This window comes from Mesorhizobium sp. GbtcB19 (genome assembly GCF_019091085.1).
In the GTDB taxonomy this organism is placed as follows: Bacteria; Pseudomonadota; Alphaproteobacteria; order Rhizobiales; family Rhizobiaceae; genus Mesorhizobium.
The window spans coordinates 199,858-225,074 of record NZ_JAGXJY010000008.1; the positions used below are offsets into that span (position 1 = coordinate 199,858).

Annotated in this window: 28 protein-coding genes; 21 read left to right on the forward strand and 7 right to left on the reverse strand. The window is 63.6% G+C overall.

Annotation, left to right across the window (positions count from 1 at the left end):
• Positions 1-22 precede the first annotated feature (22 nt).
• Positions 23-820, forward strand: coding sequence for a YdcF family protein (locus tag KVT37_RS16435; protein WP_217574841.1), 798 nt, complete (start codon positions 23-25; stop codon positions 818-820).
• On the opposite strand, the gene KVT37_RS16440 is transcribed toward KVT37_RS16435, so the two are convergent.
• Positions 793-1,512: a DUF599 domain-containing protein gene (locus KVT37_RS16440; RefSeq protein WP_217574843.1), complete on the reverse strand. Its 720-nt coding sequence runs from the start codon at positions 1,510-1,512 to the stop codon at positions 793-795. The two genes, KVT37_RS16435 and KVT37_RS16440, sit on opposite strands and share 28 nt — an antisense overlap.
• Before the next feature lie 180 nt (positions 1,513-1,692).
• On the opposite strand from KVT37_RS16440, the gene KVT37_RS16445 reads away from it, so the two are divergent.
• From KVT37_RS16445 to KVT37_RS16455, 3 genes are all read left to right on the forward strand, one after another.
• Positions 1,693-3,096, forward strand: coding sequence for an L-serine ammonia-lyase (locus tag KVT37_RS16445; RefSeq protein ID WP_217574845.1), 1,404 nt, complete (start codon positions 1,693-1,695; stop codon positions 3,094-3,096).
• An 84-nt stretch (positions 3,097-3,180) separates the two neighbouring features.
• On the forward strand, positions 3,181-3,618 hold the full coding sequence (locus KVT37_RS16450) for a DUF1489 family protein (RefSeq protein ID WP_217574847.1): 438 nt from the start codon (positions 3,181-3,183) through the stop codon (positions 3,616-3,618).
• 120 nt (positions 3,619-3,738) lie between these two features.
• The gene (locus KVT37_RS16455) at positions 3,739-4,437 is read left to right on the forward strand and encodes a molecular chaperone DnaJ (RefSeq protein ID WP_217574849.1); all 699 of its coding nucleotides are present in this window, start codon (positions 3,739-3,741) and stop codon (positions 4,435-4,437) included.
• Positions 4,438-4,478: 41 nt separating this feature from the next.
• Here the strand turns inward: KVT37_RS16455 and KVT37_RS16460 are convergent, their stop codons facing one another.
• Positions 4,479-5,900, reverse strand: coding sequence for a D-alanyl-D-alanine carboxypeptidase (locus KVT37_RS16460; protein WP_217574851.1), 1,422 nt, complete (start codon positions 5,898-5,900; stop codon positions 4,479-4,481).
• A 288-nt stretch (positions 5,901-6,188) separates the two neighbouring features.
• On the opposite strand from KVT37_RS16460, the gene KVT37_RS16465 reads away from it, so the two are divergent.
• From KVT37_RS16465 to KVT37_RS16485, 5 genes are all read left to right on the forward strand, one after another.
• Positions 6,189-6,518, forward strand: coding sequence for a phasin family protein (locus KVT37_RS16465; RefSeq protein ID WP_095818678.1), 330 nt, complete (start codon positions 6,189-6,191; stop codon positions 6,516-6,518).
• Between the two features lie 277 nt (positions 6,519-6,795).
• Positions 6,796-7,122 carry an ATP-dependent Clp protease adapter ClpS gene (gene clpS, locus KVT37_RS16470; protein ID WP_036258315.1) on the forward strand — a complete coding sequence of 109 codons (327 nt, stop codon included), beginning with the start codon at positions 6,796-6,798 and terminating at the stop codon, positions 7,120-7,122.
• Between the two features lie 6 nt (positions 7,123-7,128).
• Positions 7,129-9,594, forward strand: coding sequence for an ATP-dependent Clp protease ATP-binding subunit ClpA (gene clpA / locus KVT37_RS16475; protein WP_217574853.1), 2,466 nt, complete (start codon positions 7,129-7,131; stop codon positions 9,592-9,594).
• Positions 9,595-9,884: 290 nt separating this feature from the next.
• Positions 9,885-10,622: an AzlC family ABC transporter permease gene (locus tag KVT37_RS16480; protein ID WP_217574855.1), complete on the forward strand. Its 738-nt coding sequence runs from the start codon at positions 9,885-9,887 to the stop codon at positions 10,620-10,622.
• Entirely contained in the window at positions 10,619-10,969 is a 351-nt protein-coding gene (locus tag KVT37_RS16485; RefSeq protein WP_217574965.1) for an AzlD domain-containing protein, read from the forward strand. Before KVT37_RS16480 ends, KVT37_RS16485 begins: the two co-directional genes overlap by 4 nt.
• A gap of 12 nt (positions 10,970-10,981) precedes the next feature.
• Here the strand turns inward: KVT37_RS16485 and KVT37_RS16490 are convergent, their stop codons facing one another.
• From KVT37_RS16490 to KVT37_RS16505, 4 genes are all read right to left on the reverse strand, one after another.
• Positions 10,982-11,410: an HIT family protein gene (locus tag KVT37_RS16490; protein WP_217574857.1), complete on the reverse strand. Its 429-nt coding sequence runs from the start codon at positions 11,408-11,410 to the stop codon at positions 10,982-10,984.
• A gap of 122 nt (positions 11,411-11,532) precedes the next feature.
• Complete coding sequence (locus KVT37_RS16495; RefSeq protein ID WP_217574859.1) at positions 11,533-12,747, reverse strand: GNAT family N-acetyltransferase; 1,215 nt, start codon at positions 12,745-12,747, stop codon at positions 11,533-11,535.
• A 54-nt stretch (positions 12,748-12,801) separates the two neighbouring features.
• Positions 12,802-13,530: a glycerophosphodiester phosphodiesterase gene (locus tag KVT37_RS16500; protein ID WP_217574861.1), complete on the reverse strand. Its 729-nt coding sequence runs from the start codon at positions 13,528-13,530 to the stop codon at positions 12,802-12,804.
• A 1-nt stretch (position 13,531) separates the two neighbouring features.
• The gene (locus tag KVT37_RS16505; protein ID WP_217574862.1) at positions 13,532-13,999 is read right to left on the reverse strand and encodes a RidA family protein; all 468 of its coding nucleotides are present in this window, start codon (positions 13,997-13,999) and stop codon (positions 13,532-13,534) included.
• A 138-nt stretch (positions 14,000-14,137) separates the two neighbouring features.
• On the opposite strand from KVT37_RS16505, the gene KVT37_RS16510 reads away from it, so the two are divergent.
• The 4 genes from KVT37_RS16510 to tsf all read left to right on the forward strand — a co-directional run bounded on the left by KVT37_RS16510 (position 14,138) and on the right by tsf (position 17,353).
• Complete coding sequence (locus KVT37_RS16510) at positions 14,138-14,968, forward strand: cell envelope integrity EipB family protein (protein WP_217574869.1); 831 nt, start codon at positions 14,138-14,140, stop codon at positions 14,966-14,968.
• A gap of 81 nt (positions 14,969-15,049) precedes the next feature.
• A complete protein-coding gene (locus tag KVT37_RS16515) occupies positions 15,050-15,328 on the forward strand; it encodes a DUF4031 domain-containing protein (protein WP_217574871.1) in 279 nt (92 codons plus the stop codon).
• Positions 15,329-15,530: 202 nt separating this feature from the next.
• Positions 15,531-16,310, forward strand: a complete 780-nt coding sequence (gene rpsB, locus KVT37_RS16520) for a 30S ribosomal protein S2 (RefSeq protein WP_217574873.1) — start codon at positions 15,531-15,533, stop codon at positions 16,308-16,310.
• 122 nt (positions 16,311-16,432) lie between these two features.
• Positions 16,433-17,353, forward strand: a complete 921-nt coding sequence (gene tsf / locus KVT37_RS16525; RefSeq protein ID WP_217574875.1) for a translation elongation factor Ts — start codon at positions 16,433-16,435, stop codon at positions 17,351-17,353.
• A 48-nt stretch (positions 17,354-17,401) separates the two neighbouring features.
• On the opposite strand, the gene KVT37_RS16530 is transcribed toward tsf, so the two are convergent.
• A complete protein-coding gene (locus KVT37_RS16530) occupies positions 17,402-18,328 on the reverse strand; it encodes a LysR family transcriptional regulator (RefSeq protein WP_217574877.1) in 927 nt (308 codons plus the stop codon).
• 23 nt (positions 18,329-18,351) lie between these two features.
• Here KVT37_RS16530 and KVT37_RS16535 point away from each other — a divergent pair, with 23 nt between their 5' ends.
• The 8 genes from KVT37_RS16535 to rseP all read left to right on the forward strand — a co-directional run bounded on the left by KVT37_RS16535 (position 18,352) and on the right by rseP (position 25,024).
• On the forward strand, positions 18,352-18,810 hold the full coding sequence (locus KVT37_RS16535) for a nuclear transport factor 2 family protein (RefSeq protein WP_217574879.1): 459 nt from the start codon (positions 18,352-18,354) through the stop codon (positions 18,808-18,810).
• A 157-nt stretch (positions 18,811-18,967) separates the two neighbouring features.
• Positions 18,968-19,495, forward strand: coding sequence for a nuclear transport factor 2 family protein (locus KVT37_RS16540; protein ID WP_217574881.1), 528 nt, complete (start codon positions 18,968-18,970; stop codon positions 19,493-19,495).
• A gap of 38 nt (positions 19,496-19,533) precedes the next feature.
• Complete coding sequence (locus KVT37_RS16545) at positions 19,534-20,643, forward strand: aldo/keto reductase (RefSeq protein WP_217574883.1); 1,110 nt, start codon at positions 19,534-19,536, stop codon at positions 20,641-20,643.
• Positions 20,644-20,832: 189 nt separating this feature from the next.
• On the forward strand, positions 20,833-21,555 hold the full coding sequence (pyrH, locus tag KVT37_RS16550) for a UMP kinase (RefSeq protein ID WP_217574885.1): 723 nt from the start codon (positions 20,833-20,835) through the stop codon (positions 21,553-21,555).
• A gap of 90 nt (positions 21,556-21,645) precedes the next feature.
• Positions 21,646-22,200 (forward strand): ribosome recycling factor, encoded by a 555-nt coding sequence (frr, locus tag KVT37_RS16555; protein WP_112102119.1) that lies wholly within the window; start codon positions 21,646-21,648, stop codon positions 22,198-22,200.
• Between the two features lie 30 nt (positions 22,201-22,230).
• Positions 22,231-22,950 carry an isoprenyl transferase gene (locus KVT37_RS16560; protein ID WP_217574887.1) on the forward strand — a complete coding sequence of 240 codons (720 nt, stop codon included), beginning with the start codon at positions 22,231-22,233 and terminating at the stop codon, positions 22,948-22,950.
• A gap of 12 nt (positions 22,951-22,962) precedes the next feature.
• Positions 22,963-23,778: a phosphatidate cytidylyltransferase gene (locus tag KVT37_RS16565; RefSeq protein WP_217574889.1), complete on the forward strand. Its 816-nt coding sequence runs from the start codon at positions 22,963-22,965 to the stop codon at positions 23,776-23,778.
• Between the two features lie 103 nt (positions 23,779-23,881).
• Positions 23,882-25,024 (forward strand): RIP metalloprotease RseP, encoded by a 1,143-nt coding sequence (gene rseP, locus KVT37_RS16570; RefSeq protein WP_217574891.1) that lies wholly within the window; start codon positions 23,882-23,884, stop codon positions 25,022-25,024.
• Positions 25,025-25,217: the final 193 nt, after the last annotated feature.

Here is a 25,217-nt window from a genome sequence, read left to right on the forward strand (position 1 = left end):
TCATCTGACAAGAGGGTGAGGGATGTTCTACCATCTTTCCAAAATCTTCTGGTTCTTTGGCCAGCCGATCAACCTGGCGATCTTCCTGTTGCTTGCCGGCCTGCTGGCGGCGCTGTTCGGGCGCCGCCGGCTGGCGGCGACGGGCAGCGTGCTCGGCATCGCGATCCTGGTTCTCTCGGCCTGGACGTCGGCCGGCGCGATGATGCTCAACCCGCTGGAAGAACGCTTCCCCAAGCCGGCATTGCCCGAAAAGGTCGACGGCATCGTCGTCCTCGGTGGCGGCTTCGAGGGCACCATCAACCTCGCGCGCGGCGGCTATGAGCTGAACAGCAGCGGCGACCGCATGGTGGAGACGGCGATTCTCGCTCGCCGCTTCCCGCAGGCGAAGATCGTCGTGTCCGGCGGCAATGGTTCGCTTTTCCTCGACGGCGAGGGCGATGCAGATACCGCGCCACGCCTGCTGGGCGCGCTCGGCGTCTCCGCGGATCGCCTGATCCTCGAGGACAAATCGCGCAACACCTACGAAAATGCGGTCTTCTCCCGGAACCTCGTCGAGCCGAAACCGGGGGAGACCTGGCTGCTGGTCACCTCGGCCTTCCACATGCCGCGCGCCAAGGCGCTGTTCGACAAGGCGGGTTTCCCGACCGTTCCATGGCCGGTCGACTATCGCACTTCGGGCAAGGAAGGCGTCGGCTTCTATCGCGACAATCCGGTCGACTCGCTGCAGGCGACCACAATCGCGGTCCGCGAGTGGATCGGGCTTTTCGCCTACAGGCTGTCCGGCAAGATCGATCAGCTCTTTCCCGGGCCGGGCGGCTGACCGAGCACCGCCTGCCGCGCTGCTGAGAAGAACTGGCGGCGCACCAGCACCGCCAAAAGCACCAGCGTCGAGATCACGAAGACCACCGGATCGACGAACCAGCCGAGATAGCCGATCGAGAAGAAGACGGCGCGCAGGCCGGAGTTGAAGTGCTTGCCGGCAAGCACGTTCATGCGAGTCGCCCGCCACACCGCCGTTTCGCTGACCGGATTGCGCGAGGCTGGGCCATGCGGGGTCGGCACCGCGCCGATCAGGATCGAGCAATAGTTGAACAGCCGGTAGGCCCAGCCGAATTTGAAGAAGGCGAAGGCGAGAATCAGCACCAGGCCGAACACCTTGGTCTGGAAGGCTTCGCGCGAGGAGGCCGCGCCGAAGGGCAGATCGGAGAGCACTTGAAGCACGCGGTCGGAGGCGCCGAGCAGGGCAAAGCAGCCGCCGAGCGCGATCAGGGAAGAGGAAGCGAAGAAAGCGGTGCCTTGCTGCAGGCCGCCCATGATGGCGGTGTCGACGATGCGGATTTCGCGCTCGGCCATATTGCGCATCCAGGCCTCGCGCTGGGCGTTCATCGCGGTCGTCAGCGAGACCCGGCTGACCAGCTTGCCATCGGAAGCGAGCGTATGCAGCACCCAGACGACCAGGAAGAAGGTCAAAGCCGCCAGATCCGCTGTGGAAAGGTGGAGTGAGTCGCCCATGCGCTTTTGTAACACAGGCCAAGCCGGCGCTTCGACAGGTGCGAAAGCTCTCGGCAGGGCGATGTCGCTGGCGGAGCAAACAAGGTCGGCAGCCGCCGCGCCGCGACATGCAAAACAGCGGAAACATCGCGGGAATTCCTATATGTAGGTTTCGACCGGCCCCCAGGAGACAATGGCCCCGTGTTCCTTTCGGTTTTCGACCTGTTCAAGATCGGCATCGGCCCATCGAGCTCGCACACGATGGGGCCGATGACCGCCGCGCGCCGTTTCCTCGACGAGATCCTGGCCGGCGACTGGCCGCGGCCCGCCGGCGTCAAGGTCGACCGTATCGGCGCCAGCCTGCATGGATCGCTCGCCTATACCGGCATCGGCCATGGTTCCGACCGCGCCGTGATCCTCGGCCTGGCCGGTCAGACGCCGCAGACGGTCGATCCGGACGAGGCCGACGGCATCGTCGCCCGAATCGGGGCGGAGAAGCGCATTTCGCCGCCCGGGCATCCGACCTATCGGTTTGACCCCGCCAAGGATCTCGTGCTCGACCGAAAGACGCCGCTGACCGGCCATGCCAACGGCATGGCTTTCTATGCCTATGACGCTTCCGACCGGCTGCTGCTCAAGCGCATTTATTATTCGATCGGCGGCGGTTTCGTCGTTTCCGAGGAAGAGCTGCAGCGCATGAAGGCCAAGGGCTCGGTGACGACCGAGGGCAAGAAGGTGCCGTACCCGTTCAAGAATGCCGTCGAGATGCTGGCGATGGCGGCGAAAAGCGGACTCTCCATCGCCGAGATGAAGCGCGCCAACGAAGAGAAGCACATGTCGCGCGAGGAGCTCGACGCTGGCCTGGACGCGATCTGGGGCGCGATGAAAGGCTGCATCGACCGCGGCCTGTCGCAGGACGGCATCATGCCGGGCGGGCTGAAGGTGCGCCGCCGCGCGCGGCAGCTGCACGACAAGCTGCAGGAACAGTGGCAGCAGAACCGGCCCAATCCCTTGCTCGCCAATGACTGGCTATCGATCCACGCCATGGCGGTCAACGAGGAGAACGCCGCCGGCGGGCGCGTCGTGACCGCGCCGACCAATGGCGCTGCCGGCACCTTGCCGGCGGTGCTGCGCTACTGGCTGCATTTCCATCCCGAAGCCGACCAGCCAAGCATCCGCGACTTCCTGCTCACCGCCGCCGGCGTCGGCGGGATCATCAAGTCGAACGCGTCGATCTCGGGAGCCGAAGTCGGCTGCCAGGGCGAGGTGGGTTCGGCTTCGGCCATGGCCGCCGCCGGGCTGTGCGCCGTCATGGGCGGCACGCCGGAGCAGGTCGAGAACGCCGCCGAGATCGCGCTCGAGCATCATCTCGGCATGACCTGCGATCCGGTCGGCGGCCTGGTGCAGGTGCCCTGCATCGAGCGCAACGCGCTGGGCGCTGTGAAGGCGGTGACGGCCGCCTCCTTGGCCATCAAGGGCGATGGCACGCATTTCGTGCCGCTCGACGCCGCGATCGAGACCATGCGCCAGACCGGCCTCGACATGAACGAGAAATACAAGGAAACCAGCCTCGGCGGGCTCGCGGTCAACGTCGTCGAGTGCTGAGGCATCAGCGACACTCCCGACTGGCCCTGTGGAGAAGTCGCTCAAGGCGTTGACGCGCCTACCCTTGCGGCTAAATCTTGGAGCATGTCACTCAATCTCCTAAAACTCTGCGTCGGCTGCGACAGCGTCGAGGACCTCGAAGAGTGGATCGCCTTCCGACTCGACGAGCGGCGCCGTGCAGGCGAGCCGGCCGAGCACTGGCACACCACCCGCATGGTGCCGACGCGAGGCGCCGAGATCACAGATGGCGGCTCGCTCTATTGGGTGATCAAGGGCAGCGTCCAATGCCGGCAGCTGATCACCGAGATTAGACCGTTCACCGACGATGAAGGCATCGGCCGCTGCCATCTGGTGCTTGCCCCCGAGGTCGTGCGCACCGAATGGCAGCCGCGCCGCGCGTTCCAGGGCTGGCGCTATCTGAAGCCCGCCGATGCGCCCGCCGACCTCGGCAAGGGCAGGGCGGCGCTCGCCGAAATGCCGCCGAAGCTCAGGCTGGAACTCGCCGAACTCGGTCTGTTATAGCGCGGCTTAGCGTCTCAGCCGCGACGCTGGCCCTTCGGCTCGCCCAGCGTGGGGCTTGCAAGCGCCGGACCTAGGTCCCATCCTATTTCATATGCTCAGTCATCCGTATGGCACTAACCGATGAGCGTGATCCTGGCTTTGGCGGCAATCCTTGTGGTGCTTTTCGGCGCCGCGGTGCTTTTTGTGCGCGCCGATCCGGCAAGGATGGCGGATAGCCTCAGGTCGCTCGGGCCGGCCTTGCTGGGCCTGGTCGGCGCGCCGATGCTGATCTTCGGCCGCAGCCTCATCGGCGGGCTGCTTTTGCTCGCGGCGCTGGCCTGGGTCGGCTGGATACGCACCAGGCGGCCTCCGGCACGCGCGGCCGCGTCCAAACACTCGACGGTGCGCACCGCCGCGCTCGAAATGGACCTCGATCATGACAGCGGCAAGCTCGAAGGTCTTGTCCTGGCCGGGCGTTATGAAGGCAAGATGCTGAGCGCGATGGGGCTGACGGACCTGCGCCAACTTCACGGCGAGCTCAATCCGGATCCGGAGAGCCGCCAGCTCCTAGAGACGTATCTTGACGGCCGTTTTCCCGTCTGGCGCAAGGACGCGCAGCCGCACGGTGGCGAAGGGCTGGGTATTGCGCCAGGTCCGGGCGCCATGACTAAGGAGGAGGCCTACAAGGTCCTTGGTCTTGAAGCGGGGGCTGCCGCGGCGGATATCCGCAAGGCGCACCGCCGCCTGATGCAGCGCCTGAACGCCGATGTCGGCGGCACGTCTGTCCTGGCGGCGCGGATCAATGAAGCCAAGGACGTCCTGCTCTCCAATCACGACTAGTCTCCTTCGACGCTGCACTTTCCGGGAGTTTCAGACGCCGCCTATTGTTCGACGGCGTAGCACGAGATTTTCTTACGCTTCAGCGCATCGCAGGCCTTCCAGGCGGCACTCTTCGAGTCGAAGCCGCCGAACCGGGCGCGGTAGTAGGTGGTGCCGTCCTTGTCGAAAGCGACGGTGAAGCCAGAGGCGTCCGCCAGAACCTTCGGCGCCTGCTTGGCAGTCTGGTCGAGCAGGCTCTGGGCTCCTGATTTCGTCGGCGAGGAGGCGACCTGCACCACCCAACCGGACGGCACCGACGACGTCTTGACCGGATCGATCGCCGGCGCGGCGGGCGCCGGTTCGGCATAGGCTGCGACGACCTGGGACGAGGTCTCCTCGGATTTGGGAGCGGGCACCATGGCGGCCACGGCAACCGTCTTCACCTTCCGGGCCTTGATCACCGGCTTGGTCTCTTCGGCGACCTCTTGGGTGTCGTCCTCAACGTCATCGGCCGAGGCAACGACGGCGTCATCCGTTGCCGGCTTGGCATCCGGCGTCGGCGCGTCATGCTTGGGCAGGAAGACCTTGGCCAACGTCTTGATCGGACTGTCGTTGCCCTTGGCGATCAGATCGCCGCTGCCGCGCGTCGAGGTGCGCGGCATGTAGGTGTTGATCAGCGCGGCCATCTGGTTGTCGCGGCTGCGGCCGGAGGCGCCGCCCATCACCACCGCGACCAGGCGACGGTCGCCGTCGGCAACGGAGGAGACGAGATTGTAGCCCGAGGCGCGGGTATAACCGGTCTTGATGCCGTCGACGCCCTTGATGCGGCCAAGCAGACGGTTGTGGCCGTTGATGCGCTGGCGGCCATACAGGAACGAGCGCTGCGAGAAATAGCCGTAATACTGCGGGTAGTGCTCGCGCAGCGCGATACCCAGCATCGCCATGTCGTGAGCCGTGGTGAACTGGCCGGGATCGGGCAGGCCGTTGGCGTTGCGGAAGACGGTGCCGTTCATGCCGAGCTGGCGCGCCTTGGCCGTCATCATGCGGGCGAAATTGTCTTCGCTGCCGCCAAGCATTTCGCCGAGCGCGGTCGCCGAGTCGTTGGCCGATTTCGTCACGATCGACAGGATCGCCGTCTCGACCGGAACCGAACCGCCGGCGCGCACGCCGAGCTTGGTCGGCGCCTCGGACGAGGCGTGCGCGGAGAACGGAACCGGCGTGTTCTTGCTGATCCTGCCCTTCGCCAGCGCTTCGAAGGTGAGGTAGAGCGTCATCATCTTGGTAAGCGAGGCGGGATAGCGCCGGCCGTTGGCGTCGGCCGAATAGAGCACCTTGCCGGTCTTGGCGTCGACGACGATTGCCGAGGACCTCGCGGCCATCGCCGACGCCACATCGGCAACCACAACCGTCACCGCGAGCGCGGCGATCATGATTGTCTTGAGGGAGAAAGATTTGGAGACCAGCCCCGACAACGCCTGACGCACCGCTACTACCCTGAAATTTTCGTTGCCCCGGAGGCGGCTACGGGAGTGCCTGCCTCGCTTCCGGCCAAGCTATCGCGGGCAGCGTTACCAATCCGTTTATGGTAACCGCCGCGTTCACCATTTTTCGGCAAATCGAGCTTCTCTTTAATCGAATTTTACCGGCCGGCGGCGCTGGAGCCCCTGCAGGCCAAGGGATTCTTGACTTTTGTGCATCGCACAATATATTGAGGTGCATTGCACAAGGGCGCCCGGGGCCAAAAGGGCGTTTCAACCAAAGGGAAGAATGAAATGACCCAGACCTATGAGGACTTCTCGAAATACGGCAAGGAGTTTGCCGACACCGGGCTGAAGAGCTTTGCCTCGCTCACCAAGGGCGCGCAGGCGATCGCCACCGAGGCCGGCGAATACACCAAGAAGAGCTTCGAGGCCGGCAGCGCGGCCGTCGAGAAGCTGTTCGCGGCCAAGTCGATCGAGAAGGCCATCGAGATCCAGACCGACTACGCCAAGCAGAGCTATGAGAGCTTCGTCGCCGAGGCCAGCAAGATCGGCAACCTCTATGCCGAACTCGCCAAGGAAGCTTACAAGCCTTTCGAATCGGTCGTCGCCAAGGCGAAGTAATTTCGCCAGATCACATCCGATACGGCCAGCCGGCCTGCGGAAAGGACCCGGTCGCGGAAACGCGGCCGGGTTTTTTCATGCAAGATCGCAACCCTATGCATGTTACCGCATTCACGATTGAGAAATTCGCTGAGGTTTGCCCACCTAGCCATATTGTCAGCTAAACAGAAGGGCTTAAAATCGTTCATCGAGAACCTACATGTTGAACTCGCATGAGGATTCGAAAAGGCTGGACTACGTGACGATCGGTTTGACTGCCACGGCAGGCGTGGTGCGAATGCAAAGTGACGGCGACCGCAACGATCCCGGTCGCGGCACGGCTGTCATCACGCGCACCAAAACCAAGACCAAGAAGCCCAGTCTCTACCGGGTCCTCATTCTGAACGACGACTACACGCCCATGGAGTTCGTCGTTCACGTCCTGGAGCGTTTTTTCCAAAAGGACCGCGAGGCCGCCACACGCATCATGCTTCATGTTCACAATCATGGAGTGGGCGAGTGCGGTATCTACACATTCGAGGTGGCCGAGACCAAAGTGTCCCAGGTCATGGATTTCGCCCGACAGAATCAGCATCCGCTGCAATGCGTGATGGAGAAGAAGTGAGGTAACATGCCGGCTTTCTCCCAAGGCCTGGAAAAGGCGCTACATCAGGCGCTGACATTCGCCAACGAGCGGCATCATGAGTATGCGACGCTCGAACACCTGCTGCTTGCGTTGATCGACGACACCGAGGCGGCCGCCGTCATGCGTGCCTGCAACGTCGATCTCGACGAGCTCAAGCACACCGTTCTCACCTATATCGACACCGAGCTCGACAATCTGGTCACCGGTTACGACGAGGATTCCAAGCCGACCGCCGGCTTCCAGCGCGTCATCCAGCGCGCCGTGATCCATGTGCAGTCGTCCGGCCGCGAGGAAGTGTCCGGCGCCAACGTGCTCGTCGCCATCTTTGCCGAGCGCGAGAGCCACGCCGCCTATTTCCTGCAGGAACAGCAGATGACCCGCTACGACGCGGTCAACTACATCTCGCATGGCATCGCCAAGCGCCCGGGCGCTTCGGAATCGCGCACGCCGCGCGGCGCCGAGGATGAGCAGGGCGGCCAGAACGGCGCCGAGCCGCAGGAGGAAAACGGCAAGAAGAAGCAGCAGGACGCGCTGACGGCCTACTGCGTCAACCTCAACAACAAGGCACGGGCCGGAAAGATCGACCCGCTGATCGGACGCGACAGCGAGATCAACCGCACCATCCAGGTGCTGTGCCGCCGCTCCAAGAACAATCCGCTCTATGTCGGCGATCCTGGCGTCGGCAAGACCGCGATCGCCGAAGGCCTTGCCAAGCGCATTGTCGAAGGCGATGTGCCGGAAGTGCTGCAGGACGCCACCATCTTCGCGCTCGACATGGGCACGCTCTTGGCCGGCACCCGCTATCGCGGCGACTTCGAGGAGCGGCTGAAGCAGGTGGTGAAGGAGCTCGAGGACTATCCAGGCGCGGTGCTCTTCATCGACGAGATCCACACCGTGATCGGCGCGGGCGCCACCTCTGGCGGCGCCATGGACGCGTCGAACCTGTTGAAGCCGGCGCTGTCGTCCGGCGCCATCCGCTGCATCGGCTCGACCACTTACAAGGAGTTCCGCCAGTTCTTCGAGAAGGACCGCGCTTTGGTGCGGCGCTTCCAGAAGATCGACGTCAACGAGCCGACCATCGAGGACGCCATCGAGATCATGAAGGGCCTGAAGCCCTATTTCGAGGAGTTCCACAAGGTCCGCTACACGAGCGAAGCCATCAAGGCCTCGGTCGAGCTGTCGGCGCGCTACATCAACGACCGCAAGCTGCCGGACAAGGCGATCGACGTGATCGACGAGACCGGCGCCTCGCAGATGCTGGTGCCGGAAGCCAAGCGCAAGAAGACGATCGGCATCAAGGAGATCGAGGCGACGATCGCCACTATGGCGCGCATCCCGCCGAAGACGGTCTCGGCTGATGACGAGAAGGTGCTGCAGGGGCTCGATATCGAGCTGAAGCGCGTCGTCTACGGCCAGGATACCGCTATCACCGCGCTGACCTCGGCGATCAAGCTGGCGCGCGCCGGCCTGCGCGAACCGGAAAAGCCGATCGGCTCCTACCTGTTCTCGGGTCCGACCGGCGTCGGCAAGACGGAAGTGGCCAAGCAGCTCGCCGCCTCGCTCGGCGTCGAGCTGATCCGCTTCGACATGTCGGAATATATGGAACGCCACACCGTCTCGCGGCTGATCGGCGCGCCTCCCGGCTATGTCGGCTTCGACCAGGGCGGTCTGCTGACCGACGGCGTCGACCAGCATCCGCATTGCGTGCTTTTGCTGGACGAAGTCGAGAAGGCGCATCCGGACCTGTTCAACATCCTGTTGCAGGTGATGGACCACGGCAAGCTGACCGACCATAACGGCAAGCAGATCGACTTCCGCAACGTGATCCTGATCATGACCACCAATGCGGGCGCATCGGATGCGCAGCGCGCGGCGATCGGCTTCGGCTCGACCAAGCGCGAAGGCGACGACGTCGAGGCGATCAACCGGCTGTTCACGCCGGAGTTCCGCAACCGTCTCGATGCGATCATCCCGTTCGGCTCGTTGCCGGTGCCGGTCATCCATCAGGTGGTGCAGAAGTTCGTCATGCAGCTCGAGGCCCAGCTCTCCGAGCGTGGCGTCACCTTCGACCTGTCGCAGGACGCGATCGCCTGGCTGGCCGACAAGGGTTATGACGAGCGCATGGGCGCGCGGCCGCTCGGCCGCGTCATCCAGGAGCACATCAAGAAGCCGCTGGCGGATGAGGTGCTGTTCGGCAAGCTCAAGAAGGGCGGCACGGTGCGCGTCACCGTCGAGAAGAAGGAAACCGGCGAGTCCGGCCTGAAGCTCGAATCGCTCGCCGACGAGTCGCCCGTGCAGCCGAAGAAGGAAGAGCCGGAAGACGCGCCGAAGGCGAAAAAGGCGATGGCCAAGAAGCCTGCGCCCAAGAAGGCGGTGGCGCAGAAGCCGGAGCCGAAAGGCAAGGACGGCAACAAGCGCAGCCTGGTGCCGCAACTGCCGCGCAAGGGCTGACCGGTCTTATCCCGAATTGCAGAAAAGCCCCGGTGACGGGGCTTTTTTGTTGCAAGGAAATACGTGGAAATCGGCCGGATTGTCATCCTCAACGCAACTACCGGTTGGCTGAAAGTAAAGGTCAACTCCCCAGCGCCGCACGGATATTGCCGGCGTTTTCGGGCAGGGATTGCGGCTGCTCTCGTGGCCGACGTCCTCCACCGCCAACAGATTTTCCTGGATCAATGGAAAGACGATGCCCCGCTTTCGGTGCGGTCGCATCCTATGGCCGCGCATGCTATGGCCGGCACATGTCGACTTGGACCTCGGACGCCACAGCGCCTCGTTCCACCTGGTTCCTGCGTGGTGTCCGCGCGGCCTTTTCCCTGCCTGGCCTGATCCTCATCAGCTCGTTCATTGGCTTTGCCGCCTTGGCGAAAGACGCCGGGGTCACGGCGGCACAGGCCGCTTTCATGACTGGAACGGTGTGGGCGCTGCCTTCCATGGTCGTGCTGGTGGGTGCGATTGCATCGGGAGCGGCGCTGCCGGCGGCGATGTTCGCCGTCACGTTGTCCGCCATACGTCTGATGCCGATGGTTATGGCGCTAGCGCCCGAGATGCGCGCCGGGAAAACCCGGCAAGGCGTGCTCTATCTCCTGGCGCATTTCGTGGCCGTGACCTCCTGGGTGCTGGCCATGGAGCGCCTCAAGCGCGTCCCGCCTCACATGCGTACGACTTACTATGCTGGCCTGGGCAGCACGCTGGTGACGACGAATATCATCGTCGTGACCGTCGTCTATGCAGTGGCGGATGCGCTGCCGTTCGCCGTTTCCGCGGCGTTGCTGATGTTGACGCCCATGTATTTCCTGACCTCGTTGTGGGGGTCCGCACGCGAACGGGCAGGGCATGTGGCAATGGTCCTGGGCCTCGTCCTCGGACCGGTCTTCCACATAATGTTGCCGCAGATCGATTTGCTGGTTGCCGGACTGATCGGCGGCACGGTCGCCTACGGCTTGCATTTGTGGCGGCGCAAGGTGCGCGCGGCGTGAGTTACTTTTCTAGCGGCGCCTGGTGGTGGCCATACATGTTCATTCTCGTCGCCGGTTTCGCCGCGACGGATATCTGGCGCTTCCTCGGTGTCTATCTTGGCGGCAAGCTTTCCGAAGATTCAGATCTGTTAATACTGGTTCGCACCATGGCGACGGCGCTTGTTGCCGCCGTCATCGGCAACCTGATTGTCTTTCCAGGCGGCGCGCTTGCGCACACTTCGTTTGGCTTGAGGATAGCGGCGGCGGCCCTGGGTTTCGTCGCCTATCTGGTGTCGGGAAAGCGCATGGTCGTCGGCATCGCCACAGCCGAGTTTCTGCTGCTGGCGGGACTTTATCTGAACTTTTGATTTCGCCCCACCTCAGCCCGCCAGAGCCGCCCGGATCTTGGCGGCATTCTCGGCCAGCACTTCGGGCTTTTCCATCTGGCCGGAATGCGGCTTCAGCGGCACGCCCTCAAAGCGCGGCACGACATGCACATGGAGATGGTAGACGGTCTGCCCGGAAGCCGGCTCGTTGAACTGCATCAGGGTGACGCCGTCGGCATTGAAGGCCTTTTTCGCCGCCACGGCCACCTTCTGGACGACCGCGAACAGCGGACCGAAAATTGTCGGATCGGCGTCGAGGATGTTGCGCGACGGCGCCTTCGGCACCACCAGCGTGTGGCCTGTGCCTTGCGGCATCACATCCATGAAGGCGACGACCGCGTCGTCCTCGTAGACGCGGTGCGACGGGATTTCGCCACGCAGGATCTTTGCGAAGATGTTGCCGGGATCATAGGCTTCGGCCATGGCGGGGCGCTCCCAATTGCATTCGCCGTCCGGTGTAGCGAAGCAACCGTTGAGCGGCAAGGCGATTAGGCGATCTGCCGGGCTATGCGCGTTGGCGCGGGCCGCCTTCCGCTGCCGAATGATTATTCGTTGAGATCCTTGCGGAACGGCGTGTGCTCTTCGAGATATTCGCCCATGCGCTCGACCTCGCGCCGCTCGCGCCTGAGATAGTCGGCAACGGCATTGCGCAGGCCGGGATGCGAAATGTAGTGCGCCGAGTGCATGGTCACCGGCCTGTAGCCGCGCGCCAGCTTGTGCTCGCCCTGCGCGCCGGCCTCCACCACCTTGAGCTTGCGCTCGATGGCGAAGTCGATCGCCTGGTGGTAGCAGACCTCGAAATGCAGGAAGGGATGGTCCTCGATACAGCCCCAATTGCGGCCGTAGAGTGCATCCGAACCGATGAAGTTGATGGCGCCGGCAATGTAGCGGCCATTGCGCTTTGCCATCACCAAAAGGATGTCGTCGGCCATGCGCTCGCCGATCAGCGAGAAGAATTGGCGGTTGAGATAGGGCCGGCCCCATTTGCGGCCGCCGGTATCCATGTAGAAGGCGTAGAAATCGTCCCAGGCGCGTTCGGTGATGTCCTTGCCGGTCAGCCAGTCGATCGAGATGCCGTCGGCAAGCGCCTCGCGGCGCTCCTTCTTCATCGCCTTGCGCTTGCGCGAGGCAAGCGTGGCAAGGAAGTCGTCATAGGTTGAAAAGCCTTCGTTGAAGAAATGGAACTGCTGGTCGGTGCGATGCAGGAAGCCGGCCGCTTCCAGCGTCGCGACGTCGGGCTCGTTGGCGAAGGTGACATGCGCGGACGAGACGCCGAGCTTGTCGGTGACGAGCTTCAGGCCCTCTGCCAGACCGGCCCGCACCGCGCCTTCATTCTCGCCTTTGCCGACCAGCAGGCGAGGGCCGGTGACCGGCGTGAACGGCACCGAGCATTGCAGCTTGGGATAGTAGCGGCCGCCGGCGCGCTCGAAGGCGTCCGACCAGCCGTGATCGAAGACATATTCGCCCTGACTGTGCGACTTGAGGTAACAAGGAACGGCGCCAAGCAGCCTGCCTTGCGCGGTTTCGAGTCTCAGATGATGACCTTGCCAGCCGGTGCGCCGGACGGAGCAGCCGGAGTCCTCTAAGGCGCTTAGAAAGGCAAATGAAACCAGTGGGTTGTAGCCATTTTCTTTGTCGCCACGCGTGGTTCCGGCAAAGCCATTCCATTCCTCGCAGGTGAAAGCACCGACCCCCGCCGCCACGCGGATCGCATAATCCGCGTTCGCTGCCTGTCCATCGTCGTCGTCACCTTGATCCATGGGGTTTATTTAAGCTTCGCCCGGGCCGCTACAAGTCACGTTTGGGGCACTGTCTCACGCGACTTTCACCAAATCCGGCTCAAAGCCCTCGAAGGTCATCTGGTCGGCATATTTGAAGGTGAGGTCGACCGCCGGCTGGTCATGCACCGTCCAGGTGATGACCGGCATGTTGAGCTTCTCGCGGACGAAGCTGACGAAGGGGTTCGGCAGATCGCCGGCGGCGTAGGAGGTGAAGGCGAGGTCATGCGCTAGCATGGCGAAATGCGCTTCGATCAACTGGTTGTCCCTGCCGTACGCGGTCAGCCCGCCCGGGATGCCGGGTGCGTCCTTGGCGAAATCGCGGATCAGCCAGTGATCGAACGACATGATCGCGACCTTGCCCTTGTAGCGCTTGAGCAGGCGGCCGACGCTCGCCACCAGGCCGGCGTCATGGCCGGGAATGCCTTTCAGCTCGACCACCAGCGGTACCCGGCCGTCGATCAGGTCGAGCGCTTCCTGCAGCGTCGGCACGTGGTCCTTGGTGCCGCCGATCCTGAGCGTCGCCAGCTCGGCCGCGGTGCGTTGCCAGACGAACCCGTCATGGCCGGTCAGGCGCTTCAGGTCGCCGTCATGGATGATGACCGGAACGCCGTCGGACGAGATATGCACGTCGCATTCGATGGCATAGCCGCGCTCGACCGCCGCGGCGAAGGCCGACAGCGTGTTTTCCCAGCGCGTCTTGTTCATGTCATGAAAGCCGCGATGCGCGACGGGCCGCGCGATCAGCCAGGAGAGGTCGGTCATCTCAAGCCTCGACTTCGAAGATCGCTTCGATCTCAACCGCGGCGTTGAGCGGCAGCGAGGCGGTGCCGACGGCGGAGCGGGCATGCTTGCCGCGCTCGCCAAGTACCGCGACCAGGAAATCGGAGGCGCCGTTGGCGACCAGATGCTGCTCGACGAAGTCAGGCGCCGAGGCGACGAAGACGGTGATCTTGACCAGGCGGCTTATTTTTTCGAGATCGCCGAGCGCGGCCTTGGCCTGCGCCAAAAGGTTGATGGCGCAGAATTTCGCGCCTTCCTTGCCGGCGGCCGTGTCGATGTCGCGGCCGAGCAGCCCGCTTGCCTGCAGCTTGCCGTCCTTCAGCGGCAACTGGCCGGCGGTGAACAGCATGTTGCCGGTGCGGCAATAGGGCACGTAGTTGGCGGCGGGCGCGGCGGCGGCCGGAATGGTGACGCCAAGATCGCTTAGCCGCTTTTCGATTGTTTCGCTCATTGGTTTTCCCTATTGCTGGAAGGCGCCGCGTTGGCCGGGCCGAAATTGCTATTTTTGCCTCGCTTCCGCCACGACTTTTTTTAAGCTGGACCATCTTTCCCTGCGGCCTGCCCCCGGCCGCGACGATCGGAGCAACGTATGCGCGCAACGCGCCTTTTCCTCGCCGCCGCCTGTATCTCGGCGGCGTATCCGATGGCGCCGGCCTTTGCGGTTCCCGTGCTGCAGGCGCATCGCGCCGTCTACGATCTGACGCTCAACAAGGCCTCCGACCGTTCAGGCATCACCGGCATCACCGGCCGCATGGTCTATGAGTTCAACGGCTCGGCCTGCGAAGGCTATACGGTCAAGTTCCGCTTCGTCACCCAGATCGTCACCAACGACAACACCAGGCTGACCGACCAGCAGACGACGACGTTCGAGGACGCCGAAGGCAAGACCTTTTCCTTCGTGACCAAATCCTTCGTCGACCAGAACCTCGACAAGGAAGTGAAGGGAACGGCGACCAGGGAGGCGAAGGGCCTCAAGGTCGATATCGACAAGCCGGAAAAGAACAGCCTCGAGCTCGCGGCCACGCAGTTTCCGACCCAGCACCTGGTCGAGCTGATCGGCAAGGCCGAAAAAGGTGAGAATTTCTACCAGACCAATCTGTTCGACGGCTCCGAGGACGCCAACAAGGTGATGGCCACCACCGTCATCGTCGGCAAGAAGACGGATGCCGACAAGACGGACCCGGAAGCACCGGCGCTGGCCAAGCTCGCGTCGGACAAATACTGGCCGGTCGACATCGCCTATTTCGACGATACCGACAAAAGCGGCGAGGAGGTGCCGGAGTACCGGATCAGCTTCAAGCTGCACGAGAACGGCATCACCCGCGACCTCGTCATGGACTATGGCGACTTCTCGATGACCGGCAAGCTGGTGAACCTGTCGCTGTTCGACCAGACCAAGCCTTGCCCGGCGTCGAAATAGCAATTTCGACGACAGCAGGATCGGCTTGCAGCCTTGGCTTCTAACCGCCATCTATCGGGATCACCAAGTGTGGCGAGCCTGATGGCGGTCTATGTCGATGCTGCGATCTGGAAATGGGCCGGCCACCGCTGGTGCCACCTGCTCGCGGACGACGTCGATGAGCTGCATCGCTTCGCCACCGAGCTCGGCCTCAAGCTGTCCTCCTATCAAGGGCCGCCCAAGACGTCGGCGCCGCATTACGACATCACCGGCTTCGAGCGCGACCGCGCGGTGCGGCTCGGCGCCGTCGAATGCAGCCGCGAGGAGATCGTCGCGATCTTTCGCCGCGTCAGGGTGCCGAACGGCAAGGTAAAACGCTGAGATTTGCGCGGATCGCCGCAGGCAAGCGCGTTTTCCGGCACCCGGCTTGCGTTTGCGGGACTTCCCCTCTATATGCCCGCTCATTCCACACACGGACTTTGGTGTCTGCCCGGGAGAAATCCGGCTGAAACCTCCGGTGGCATCAGGACATCCCGTCCGAAATGCCTGTGTCCGTGGAGGCCAACCGGAAAGGAACTAAAGAATGGCTCTGCCAGATTACAGCATGCGTCAGCTTTTGGAAGCTGGCGTTCACTTCGGCCACCAGACCCACCGCTGGAACCCGAAGATGGCGCCCTACATCTATGGCGCCCGCAACAACATCCACATCATCGACCTGTCGCAGACGGTTCCGCTGCTGCATCAGGCGCTGAAGCAGGTGTCCGACACCGTCGCCAAGGGCGGCCGCGTGCTGTTCGTCGGCACCAAGCGCCAGGCGTCCGACATCGTCGCCGACGCCGCGCAGCGTTCGGCCCAGTACTATGTCAACTCGCGTTGGCTGGGCGGCATGCTCACCAACTGGAAGACGATCTCGAACTCGATCCAGCGCCTGCGCAAGCTCGACGAGACGCTGGCCGGCGAGGCCCAGGGCCTCACCAAGAAGGAGCGCCTGAACCTCGACCGCGAGCGCGAGAAGCTCAACAAGGCGCTTGGCGGCATCAAGGACATGGGCTCGACGCCGGACCTGATGTTCGTCATTGACACCAACAAGGAAGCGATCGCGATCCTCGAGGCCAAGCGCCTCGGCATTCCGGTCGTGGCCATCATCGATTCGAACTGCGACCCGGACAAGATCGACTTCCCGATCCCCGGCAACGATGACGCGGCCCGCGCCATCCAGCTCTATTGCGACCTGATCGCCAAGGCCGCCATCGACGGCATCGCCCGCCAGCAGGGCGCGCTCGGCGTCGACATCGGCGCTTCGGCCGAGGCTCCGGTAGAGCCGGCACTCGACGCTCCGGCCGCCGAAGCTCCGGAAGCTTGATAACGAAGGCCGGGTTCCGGCCTTCATCTTTCCAATAAATTGGCGCGCTAAAGCGCTTGTGCCGAGCGCATCACCCGAGTCCCGGTTGGTGCGTCGGCGCATTTTGAACCAAAGAGGCGACAATGACGATTTCGGCTGCACAGGTCAAAGAACTCCGCGACTTGACCGGCGCGGGCATGATGGACTGCAAGGCGGCGTTGAACGAGACCAACGGCAACATGGAAGAGGCCGTCGACTGGCTGCGCAAGAAGGGCATCTCGAAGGCCGACAAGAAGGCCGGGCGCACCGCGGCAGAGGGCCTGATCGGCGTCGACGCCGGCGTGCGTGAAGCCGCCATTGTCGAGGTCAATTCCGAGACCGACTTTGTCGCCCGCAACGAGCAGTTCCAGGAGTTGGTGCGCAATATCGCGAAGGTCGCGCTCGCCTATGGCACGACCGAGGCTGTCGCCGCCGCCAAGTATCCGGGCTCCGACAAGACGGTCACCGAGACGGTCAAGGATGCGGTCGGCACCATCGGCGAGAACATCAATTTCCGCCGTTCGGCGAAGCTCACCGTGCCGCATGGCGCTGTGGCGACCTATGTCCACAATGCGGTTGCCGACGGCCTCGGCAAGCTCGGCGTGCTGGTCGCGATCGAGACCACGGGCAACGAGCATGCGGCCAATGCATTCGCGCGTCAGGTTGCCATGCATGTCGCCGCCACCAGCCCGATGGCGTTGACGGCAGAAGAAGTCGACCCGGCCGCTGTCGAGCGCGAGAAGGCGATCTTCGCCGACCAGGCGCGCCAGACCGGCAAGCCGGAAGCGATCATCGAGAAGATGGTCGAGGGCCGTCTGCGCAAGTTCTACGAAGAGGTGGTCCTTCTGAAGCAGGCCTTCGTGCTCAATCCCGACATCACAGTCGAGAAGGCGCTGAAGGATGCCGAGAAGGAAATCGGCGCCCCGGCCAAGATCACCGCCTACCTGCGCTTCGCGCTCGGCGAAGGCATCGAGAAGGAAACGACCGATTTCGCGGCGGAAGTCGCGGCGGCGGTCAAGAAATAGCTCTGATCCAAGGGGAGCGTCCTCCCTTGAGGTGAAGAGCTTACGAGCTCAGGCAACTCGGCCGGGTGTCCGCATGGATGCCCGGCCGATTTCTTGTGCGGTATCGATAAAAGCCCTCAGCTTCGGCGCCATCGAGGCGCGGCGCGGGAAGTAGAGGAAAAGGCCCGGCTCCTCGATCGCCGTCTGCGGCAGGACCTGGGTGAGACGGCCGGCGGCGAGATCGGCCCGCACCAGCGGTTCGAACACATAGCAAAGGCCGACGCCCGCCAGCGCCAGATCGATGGCGGCGAGCGAATCCGTGACGACCACCGTGCCACGCGTCTCGACGACGATGTCCTTGCCGTCGTCGGTCAGGTCCCAGCGGTACAAGGCGCCGGAGCGGACCAGCCGGTAGCCGATGCAGTTGTGGTTGGCGAGATCGGCCACGTCGCGCGGGCGTCCGTGCTTTCCGATATAGGCCGGCGAGGCGACGATCACAGCTTTGAACGGCGGCGTCATCCGGACGGTGACCATGTCCTGCGCGATCATCTCGCCCAGCCTGATGCCGGCATCGAAACCCTCGCCGACGATGTCGACCAGCCCCTGGTCGGTGAGCAATTCAATCGTCACATCCGGATAGCGCTCCGCCATCGCCGCGACCACGGAAGTGACCGCCAGCGGAACCGCAATGTTGGGGACATTTATCCTGAGCAGGCCGGAGGGCCTGCCCTTGATGCCGCGGATCCGGTCCATCCGCTCGGCAATGTCCTGAAGGGCAGGGGCCGCCGTCTCCACCAGCGCCTTGCCGGCTTCCGTCAGCGAAACGCTGCGCGTTGTGCGGGCGAAGAGCGGCTGGCCGATACGCTCTTCCACCAGCCGCACCGCATGGCTGACCGCCGACGGGCTCATGCCGAGCTCAGCCGCGGCAAGCGCAAAGCCGCCGCGACGCGCCACGGCGACGATGACTGGCAGATGCGTGAGCAGATCGCGGTCCATTCATGAACTATATCGCATAGTCCATGCGGATCATGCAACTTTATCGGGCAAGCAAAAGAGGCGCATCTAAGGCGGCATCAAACGGCGCATACGAGCCGAAGCCCCGGAGATTCGCGATGACCGACCTTCATGCCAAACAGACCCGCAACATCGAGACGGCTCGCCGTTTCTTCGAGCTGATGCATCGCAAGGACATCGACAGCTGGGGCGAGCTCTGGGCCGAAAACGGCCGGATCATCGTGTTCTATCCGCCAGCGGGGTTTGGCGACAGCATCGACGGCAAGGCGGCGATCGTGGCCGCCTTCAAAGGGTTGTTCGGCAATTTCGAATCCTTCGAATCGGAGCTGACGGCCATCTACCCGGCGGCCGATTCCGAATCGGTGGTCGTCGAATACCGGAACCGCGCCGTGATTGTGGGCGGCACCGAATACACCAACAGCAACATTGCGGTGTTTCGTTATTGCGGTGTTTCGTTTCGATAACGGCCTGATCAGCGCCTATCACGACTATTTCGACCCGCGCCGGTTCCAGGTTCTGGTCGACGCGCTGGTGAAGGGCTGAAGGCAGCCTCTCCGTAGCCACCGATCACCCGTTTGCAGGCCTGCCCACTCAAGTCCATCCACTCAAAGGAGAAGCGAAATGAACGCGTTGAGACATGTAACCTTTGCCGCAGGCATGGCGCTGGCGCCGGTCGATGCCGGCGGCGCCGAGCCGGCCGGCTGGCTGGCCCTTGCCGACGAGCGCGCCGTGATCCGCATCGCCGACGCCATCGACCGGGCGGTGGATGCGCAGGACTGGAAGCTCGCCCGCGGCTATTTCGCCGATCGCGTCACCGCCGATTTCAGCAGCCTGTCCGGCCAGCCCGCGGCCAACATCGCCTCCGACGATCTGATCGGCGCCTGGGCGGCCAACCTCAAGGGCAGCAAGACCAGTCTGCACCTGCGCACCAATCATCAGGTCGCGCTCGAGGCCAATGCCGCCACGGTCCGCTCCAACGGCTATGCCTGGAACAAGATGGAAGGCAATGGCGACCCGCTGTGGGAAGTCTGGGGCACCTATGAGCACCACCTGACGCGCTCGGTCGACGGCTGGAAGGTCGACGGCTTCACTTTCCGCATGACGCATGAGCGCGGCAACCCCTGGGTCAAGGCGACCCCCGGCCAATGACCGGCAGCAATCACCAGATCAGAATCGGAAGACCACCAATGACGATGAGCTATTACACACTTGGCAACAGCGGCCTGCGCGTCAGCCGGCTGGCGCTCGGCACCATGACCTTCGGCACCGAATGGGGCTGGGGAGCGGACAGGGACACTGCCCGCGCCATCTTCGACGCCTATGTCGAAGCGGGCGGCAACTTCTTCGATACGGCCGATCTCTATACCGGCGGCACCAGCGAGACCTGGCTCGGCGAGTTCGTCGCCGAACGCGGTCTGCGCGACAAGGCGGTGATCGCCACCAAATTCACCTTCAACGCGGAACCGGGTAACCCCAATGCCGGCGGCAATGGCCGCAAGAACATCATGCGGGCGGTCGAGGCCTCGCTGAAGCGGCTCGGCACCGACTATATCGACCTTTACCTGCTGCATGTCTGGGACAGGATCACCCCGGCCGAGGAGGTACTGCGCACGCTGGATGACCTGGTTCGCGCCGGCAAGGTGCGCCATGCCGGCCTCTCCGACGTGCCGGCCTGGTATGCCAGCCGCGCCCAGGCGGTCGCCGAACTACGCGGCTACGAGCCGGTCTCGGCGCTGCAGCTGGAATATTCGCTGGCCGAACGCACGATCGAGCACGAATATGTGCCGTTCGCCACGCAGCATGGCGCGGGCATCATGGTGTGGAGCCCGCTGGCCAGCGGCCTGCTCAGCGGCAAGTACAGACCGACGCAGGACGGCAATGCCGGCCGGCTCGACGGTTTCCGCAACACCACGCATCCCGGCTTCCAGAAATTCAGCGACCGCAACTGGGCGATCGTGGCGGAGCTCGAGAAGGTGGCCGCCGAGCTCGGCCGCAGCATGGCTCAGGTCGCGCTTAACTGGGTGGCGACGCAGCCCGGCATCGCCTCGGTCATTCTCGGGGCCACGAAGCTGACGCAGTTGCAGGACAATCTCGGCGCGCTCGATTTCTCCATCCCCACCGAGCTCCGCGGGCGGCTGGAAAAGGTCAGCGCCGCGCCGGCGCCGTTCCCGCATTCCTATTTCGGGCCCGATATCCAGGTTCGGGTGACCGGCGGCGCCGTGACCGGCGACAAGCCGGCCGGCTATTCGCCTCCGGTGGTGATCGAAGGCCAGGCGGTCAGCATCTCAAGCGCCTGATTGAAAAAGGGCAACTGATCAAGAAAAGGCGACAGCTGACCGAAAAGGCCTGGAATTTTGCACGAGGGCGCGGCGTGACATCGCCGCGCCCTTCGTGTATCGGGTCAACCCGTCATGACAGCATCGCCGGGTGAAGCGGGGGCGGGTTTTGCCTCCAAAATTGCCGCGCCGAGATTTTCGAGGATCAAGATGACGGATAAGCCCCTCTATCGACGTGTCGTGCTGAAAGCTTCCGGCGAGGCGTTGATGGGCGAGCAGCATTTCGGCATCGACGTCTCGGTCGTCGACCGCATTGCCGCCGACATCGCCGAGGCGCGCGCGCTGGGCGTCGAAGTGGGCGTCGTCATCGGCGGCGGCAACATCTTCCGCGGCGTGGCCGTGGCCTCGAAGGGCGGCGACCGCGTCACAGGCGACCACATGGGTATGCTCGCCACAGTCATCAATTCGCTGGCGCTGCGCACCTCGCTGAACAAGATCGGCGTCGACGCGGTCGTGCTTTCGGCGATCGCCATGCCGGAACTGTGCGAGAGTTTTTCCCAGCGCCAGGCGACCGCCTATATGAACCAGGGCAAGGTGGTCATCTTCGCCGGCGGCACAGGCAATCCGTTTTTCACCACCGATTCGGCCGCGGCTCTGCGCGCCGCGGAGATCGGCGCCGACGCGCTGTTCAAGGGCACGCAGGTCGACGGCGTCTATTCGGCCGACCCCAAGAAGGACCCGAATGCGGTCCGCTTCGACCGCATCAGCCACGCGGAAGTCATCAAACGCGGGCTTGCGATCATGGATACGGCCGCGATTGCACTTGCGCGCGAAAACAACATTCCGATAATCGTCTATTCGATCCACGAAAAAGGTGGTTTCGGCGACATTTTGAGGGGCGGCGGCCATTGCACGGTCGTCGCGGACAAATAATCGGGGCCTGGATCCGTTGAGCGACTACGGATCGCGGACGGGGCAAAGGCGACAAGCAGTGAACCCGGCGAACGGGTCGAGGAGATGATCATGAGTGGCGAGTACGAAGACCTGAAGCGACGCATGGATGGGGCGATCGCCGCCTTCAAGCACGATCTGGCTTCGCTGCGCACCGGGCGCGCCTCCAGCAACCTGCTCGACGCCGTGCAGGTGCAGGCTTACGGCACGGCGATGCCGATCAACCAGGTGGCCAATGTGTCGGTACCGGAGCCGCGCATGATTTCGGTATCGGTCTGGGACAAGTCCATGGTCAGCGCGGTCGATCGTGCCATCCGCGAAGCCAATCTGGGCTTCAACCCGATCGTCGACGGCACCACGCTGAGGATTCCGCTGCCGGAGCTCAATGAGCAGCGCCGCAAGGAACTGGTCAAGATCTCGCACGGTTATGCCGAGAACGCGCGCGTCGCGGTCCGCCATGTCCGCCGCGACGGGATGGATTTCCTCAAGAAGGCTGAGAAGGACGGCACCATCAGCGAGGATGACCAGCGCAAGCGGTCCGACCAGGTTCAGAAGCTGACCGACGAGATGATCAGCAGCATCGATCACCTGCTTTCCGATAAGGAAGCTGAAATCATGCAGGTTTAGGGTCGGGTTTTCCGGCTCGAAAGCGAGACTATGGCAACGCCCGCGCATGTCGCGATCATCATGGATGGGAATGGACGCTGGGCCAAGGCGCGCGGCCTGCCGCGCCTTGCCGGCCACCGCGCCGGCGTCGAGGCCTTGCGCAAGACTGTCCGCGCCGCGCCCGGGCTCGGCATCTCCTACCTGACCGTCTATGCGTTTTCCTCGGAGAACTGGTCGCGGCCGAAATCCGAGGTCAGCGACCTCATGGGTCTGTTGAAGCTGTTCATCCGCCGCGATCTTGCCGAACTGCATCAGAACGGCGTGCGGGTGAGGGTGATTGGCGACAGGCAGGGGTTGCAGCCCGACATCAGGGGCCTGCTGCAGGAGGCCGAATCGCTGACCGCCGGCAATGAGTCGCTGACGCTCATCATCGCCTTCAACTATGGCGGCCGCGACGAGATCGTACGTACCGCCCGCAAGCTGGCGGAGGCCGTCGCGCGCGGCGACATGGCAAGCGAGGCGATCACGGCGGAGAGCTTTGCCGCCTCGCTCGACACCCAGGGCATTCCCGACCCCGAGCTGGTGATCCGCACCAGCGGTGAGCTCAGGCTGTCGAACTTCCTTCTGTGGCAGGCCGCCTATAGCGAACTGGTCTTCCTGCCTTGCTACTGGCCGGATTTCAGCCGCGAGCACCTGGCCGATGCCTTGCGCGACTTTGCCGGCCGCGAACGACGCTTTGGCGGGCTTGCCGCCCGCGATGTCGCGCTTTAGGCGCCGCCACGAATGAGCAACCTCCAGCAGCGCGTCATCTCGGCAATCGTGATGGCGGCTCTGACGCTTGTGGTCACCTGGCTCGGCGGGCTGCCTTTCCGGTTGTTCTGCGCGGGAATCGCAGCGCTGATCTTCTATGAATGGACACGCATGTCGCGCCCCGGCAACGGCGCGGCGCTCGGCTTTCTGCCGGAAGCGCTGATTCTGGTCTTCATCGGCGCGCTGATCGCAGGCCTGCCGGCCTTGTGGCTGCTGCTGCTTGTCGCGATCCTTGTGGCAGTCGCGGCCATCGCCACTCGCATCCGGGGGGCTGCGCCTTGGGAAGCCTCCGGACTAGCCTATGCGGCTCTTGCAGGCTTTTCGCTCGCCTATCTGCGCGATGGCAGCCATTCCGGCCTGATTGCGATTCTCTTCCTGTTCGCGGTGGTGTGGGCGACCGACATAGCCGCCTATTTCGTTGGCCGCGCGGTCGGCGGCCCGAAACTGGCGCCGTCGATCTCGCCTGGCAAGACGCAGAGCGGCGCGCTGGGTGGCGCGGCCGGCGGCGTTGTCGCCGGGGTTTTGCTGGCAATCGCGGCCGGCGCCGGCAATCTCGTCCAGCTCGGTTTCGTCGCGCTGGCGCTCTCGATCGTTTCGCAGATCGGCGACCTGTTCGAATCATGGGTCAAGCGCCGGCACGGTGCCAAGGATTCGAGCAACCTCATTCCCGGCCATGGCGGCGTCATGGACAGGGTGGACGGGCTTGTCGCGGCGGCATTCGCCCTGTACGTGATAGGCTGGGTCGCGGCGGGCGCCGAGCATCCGGCATTGGGGCTGTTTCCGAACTGAACAACGTTGCGGCAAGGCGAAAAACGGCACGCGCCGCGGATTCGCCCGGATTGATGCCACAGTCGCGGCGGAGTGTCGCTGCGGGCGAATTTGAGGGCATGACTTGAACGACATCTTTCACGCGGTTTTCAGCACACAGGGCTTCGTCCTTGGCACGCTCGTGCCGTTTCTGTTCGTGCTGACCGTGGTCGTATTCGTACACGAGATGGGCCACTATCTGATCGGCCGCTGGTGTGGCATCGGCGTGAAGGCTTTCTCCATCGGCTTCGGCCCCGAACTGTTCGGATTCAACGACCGCCACGGCACACGCTGGAAGCTTTGCGCCATTCCGCTTGGCGGCTACGTCAAATTCGTCGGCGACATGAATGCGACGTCGACCCAGCCGAGCACCGAAGAGATCGAATCACTGACCGAGGCCGAGCGCCAGGTCGCGTTCCACACGCAGCCGATCTGGAAGCGCGCCGCCACCGTCGTTGCGGGGCCGCTGTTCAATTTCCTGCTGACGATTGCCGTGTTCGCGGTGCTGTTTTCCATCTATGGCCGTCCGGTCCTGGAGCCGACCGTGGCCCAGGTCACCGCCGGCAGCCCGGCGGAGAAGGCCGGAATTCAGCCGGGCGACCGATTCGTCAAAGTCGACGGCAGCAAGGTGGAGACTTTCGCCGACGTGCAGCGGCTGGTTTCGGGCCGGGCAGGCGACGCCATCACCTTCACCATGTTGCGCGACGGCAAGGAAATCGACGTGACGGCGACGCCGCAGCCCATGGAGCAGCAGGATGCGCTGGGCAACAAGATCAAGGTCGCGGTTATCGGCGTCGTCAACAATGCCGAACTCGGGCAGCCACGCCTGGTTTCCTATACGCCCGCCGGCGCCGTGGTGGCGGCAGTCGAGGAAACCGGACACGTGATCGAGCGCACCGGCCAGTTTCTGCAGCGCTTTGCGCTTGGGCGCGAGGACAAATGCCAGCTGGGCGGCCCGATCAAAATCGCCAAGATGTCGGGTCAGGCGGCAAAGCTCGGCTTCGAGTGGTTGGTGCAGCTTGTTGCATTTCTGTCAGTCGGAATAGGATTTCTCAATCTCCTGCCGATTCCCCCTCTCGACGGCGGCCACCTCTTGTTCTACGGCGTGGAGGCCGTCATAAGGCGGCCCGTTTCGGAGCGAATGATGGAGATGGCCTATCGGACCGGGCTGTTCCTGGTGCTCGGTTTCATGGGCTTCGTTTTCTGGAATGATCTGTTTGGGTGCTGAAATCATGAAGAAATTTGGCTTCAGCCCCGGGCGCATTGAGATGCCGTTTACCATGCGTGGGGATATGCGTGACGCGAAAGCCACGCGGTACGGTTAAGTAAATACAAATTAACCGGGAGCCTTGCGTGTAGGGAAAATCCGGTTAATACGGTAAGGGAAAATACCGCACGTCCGGTTTTCTCGCCGTGGGGAC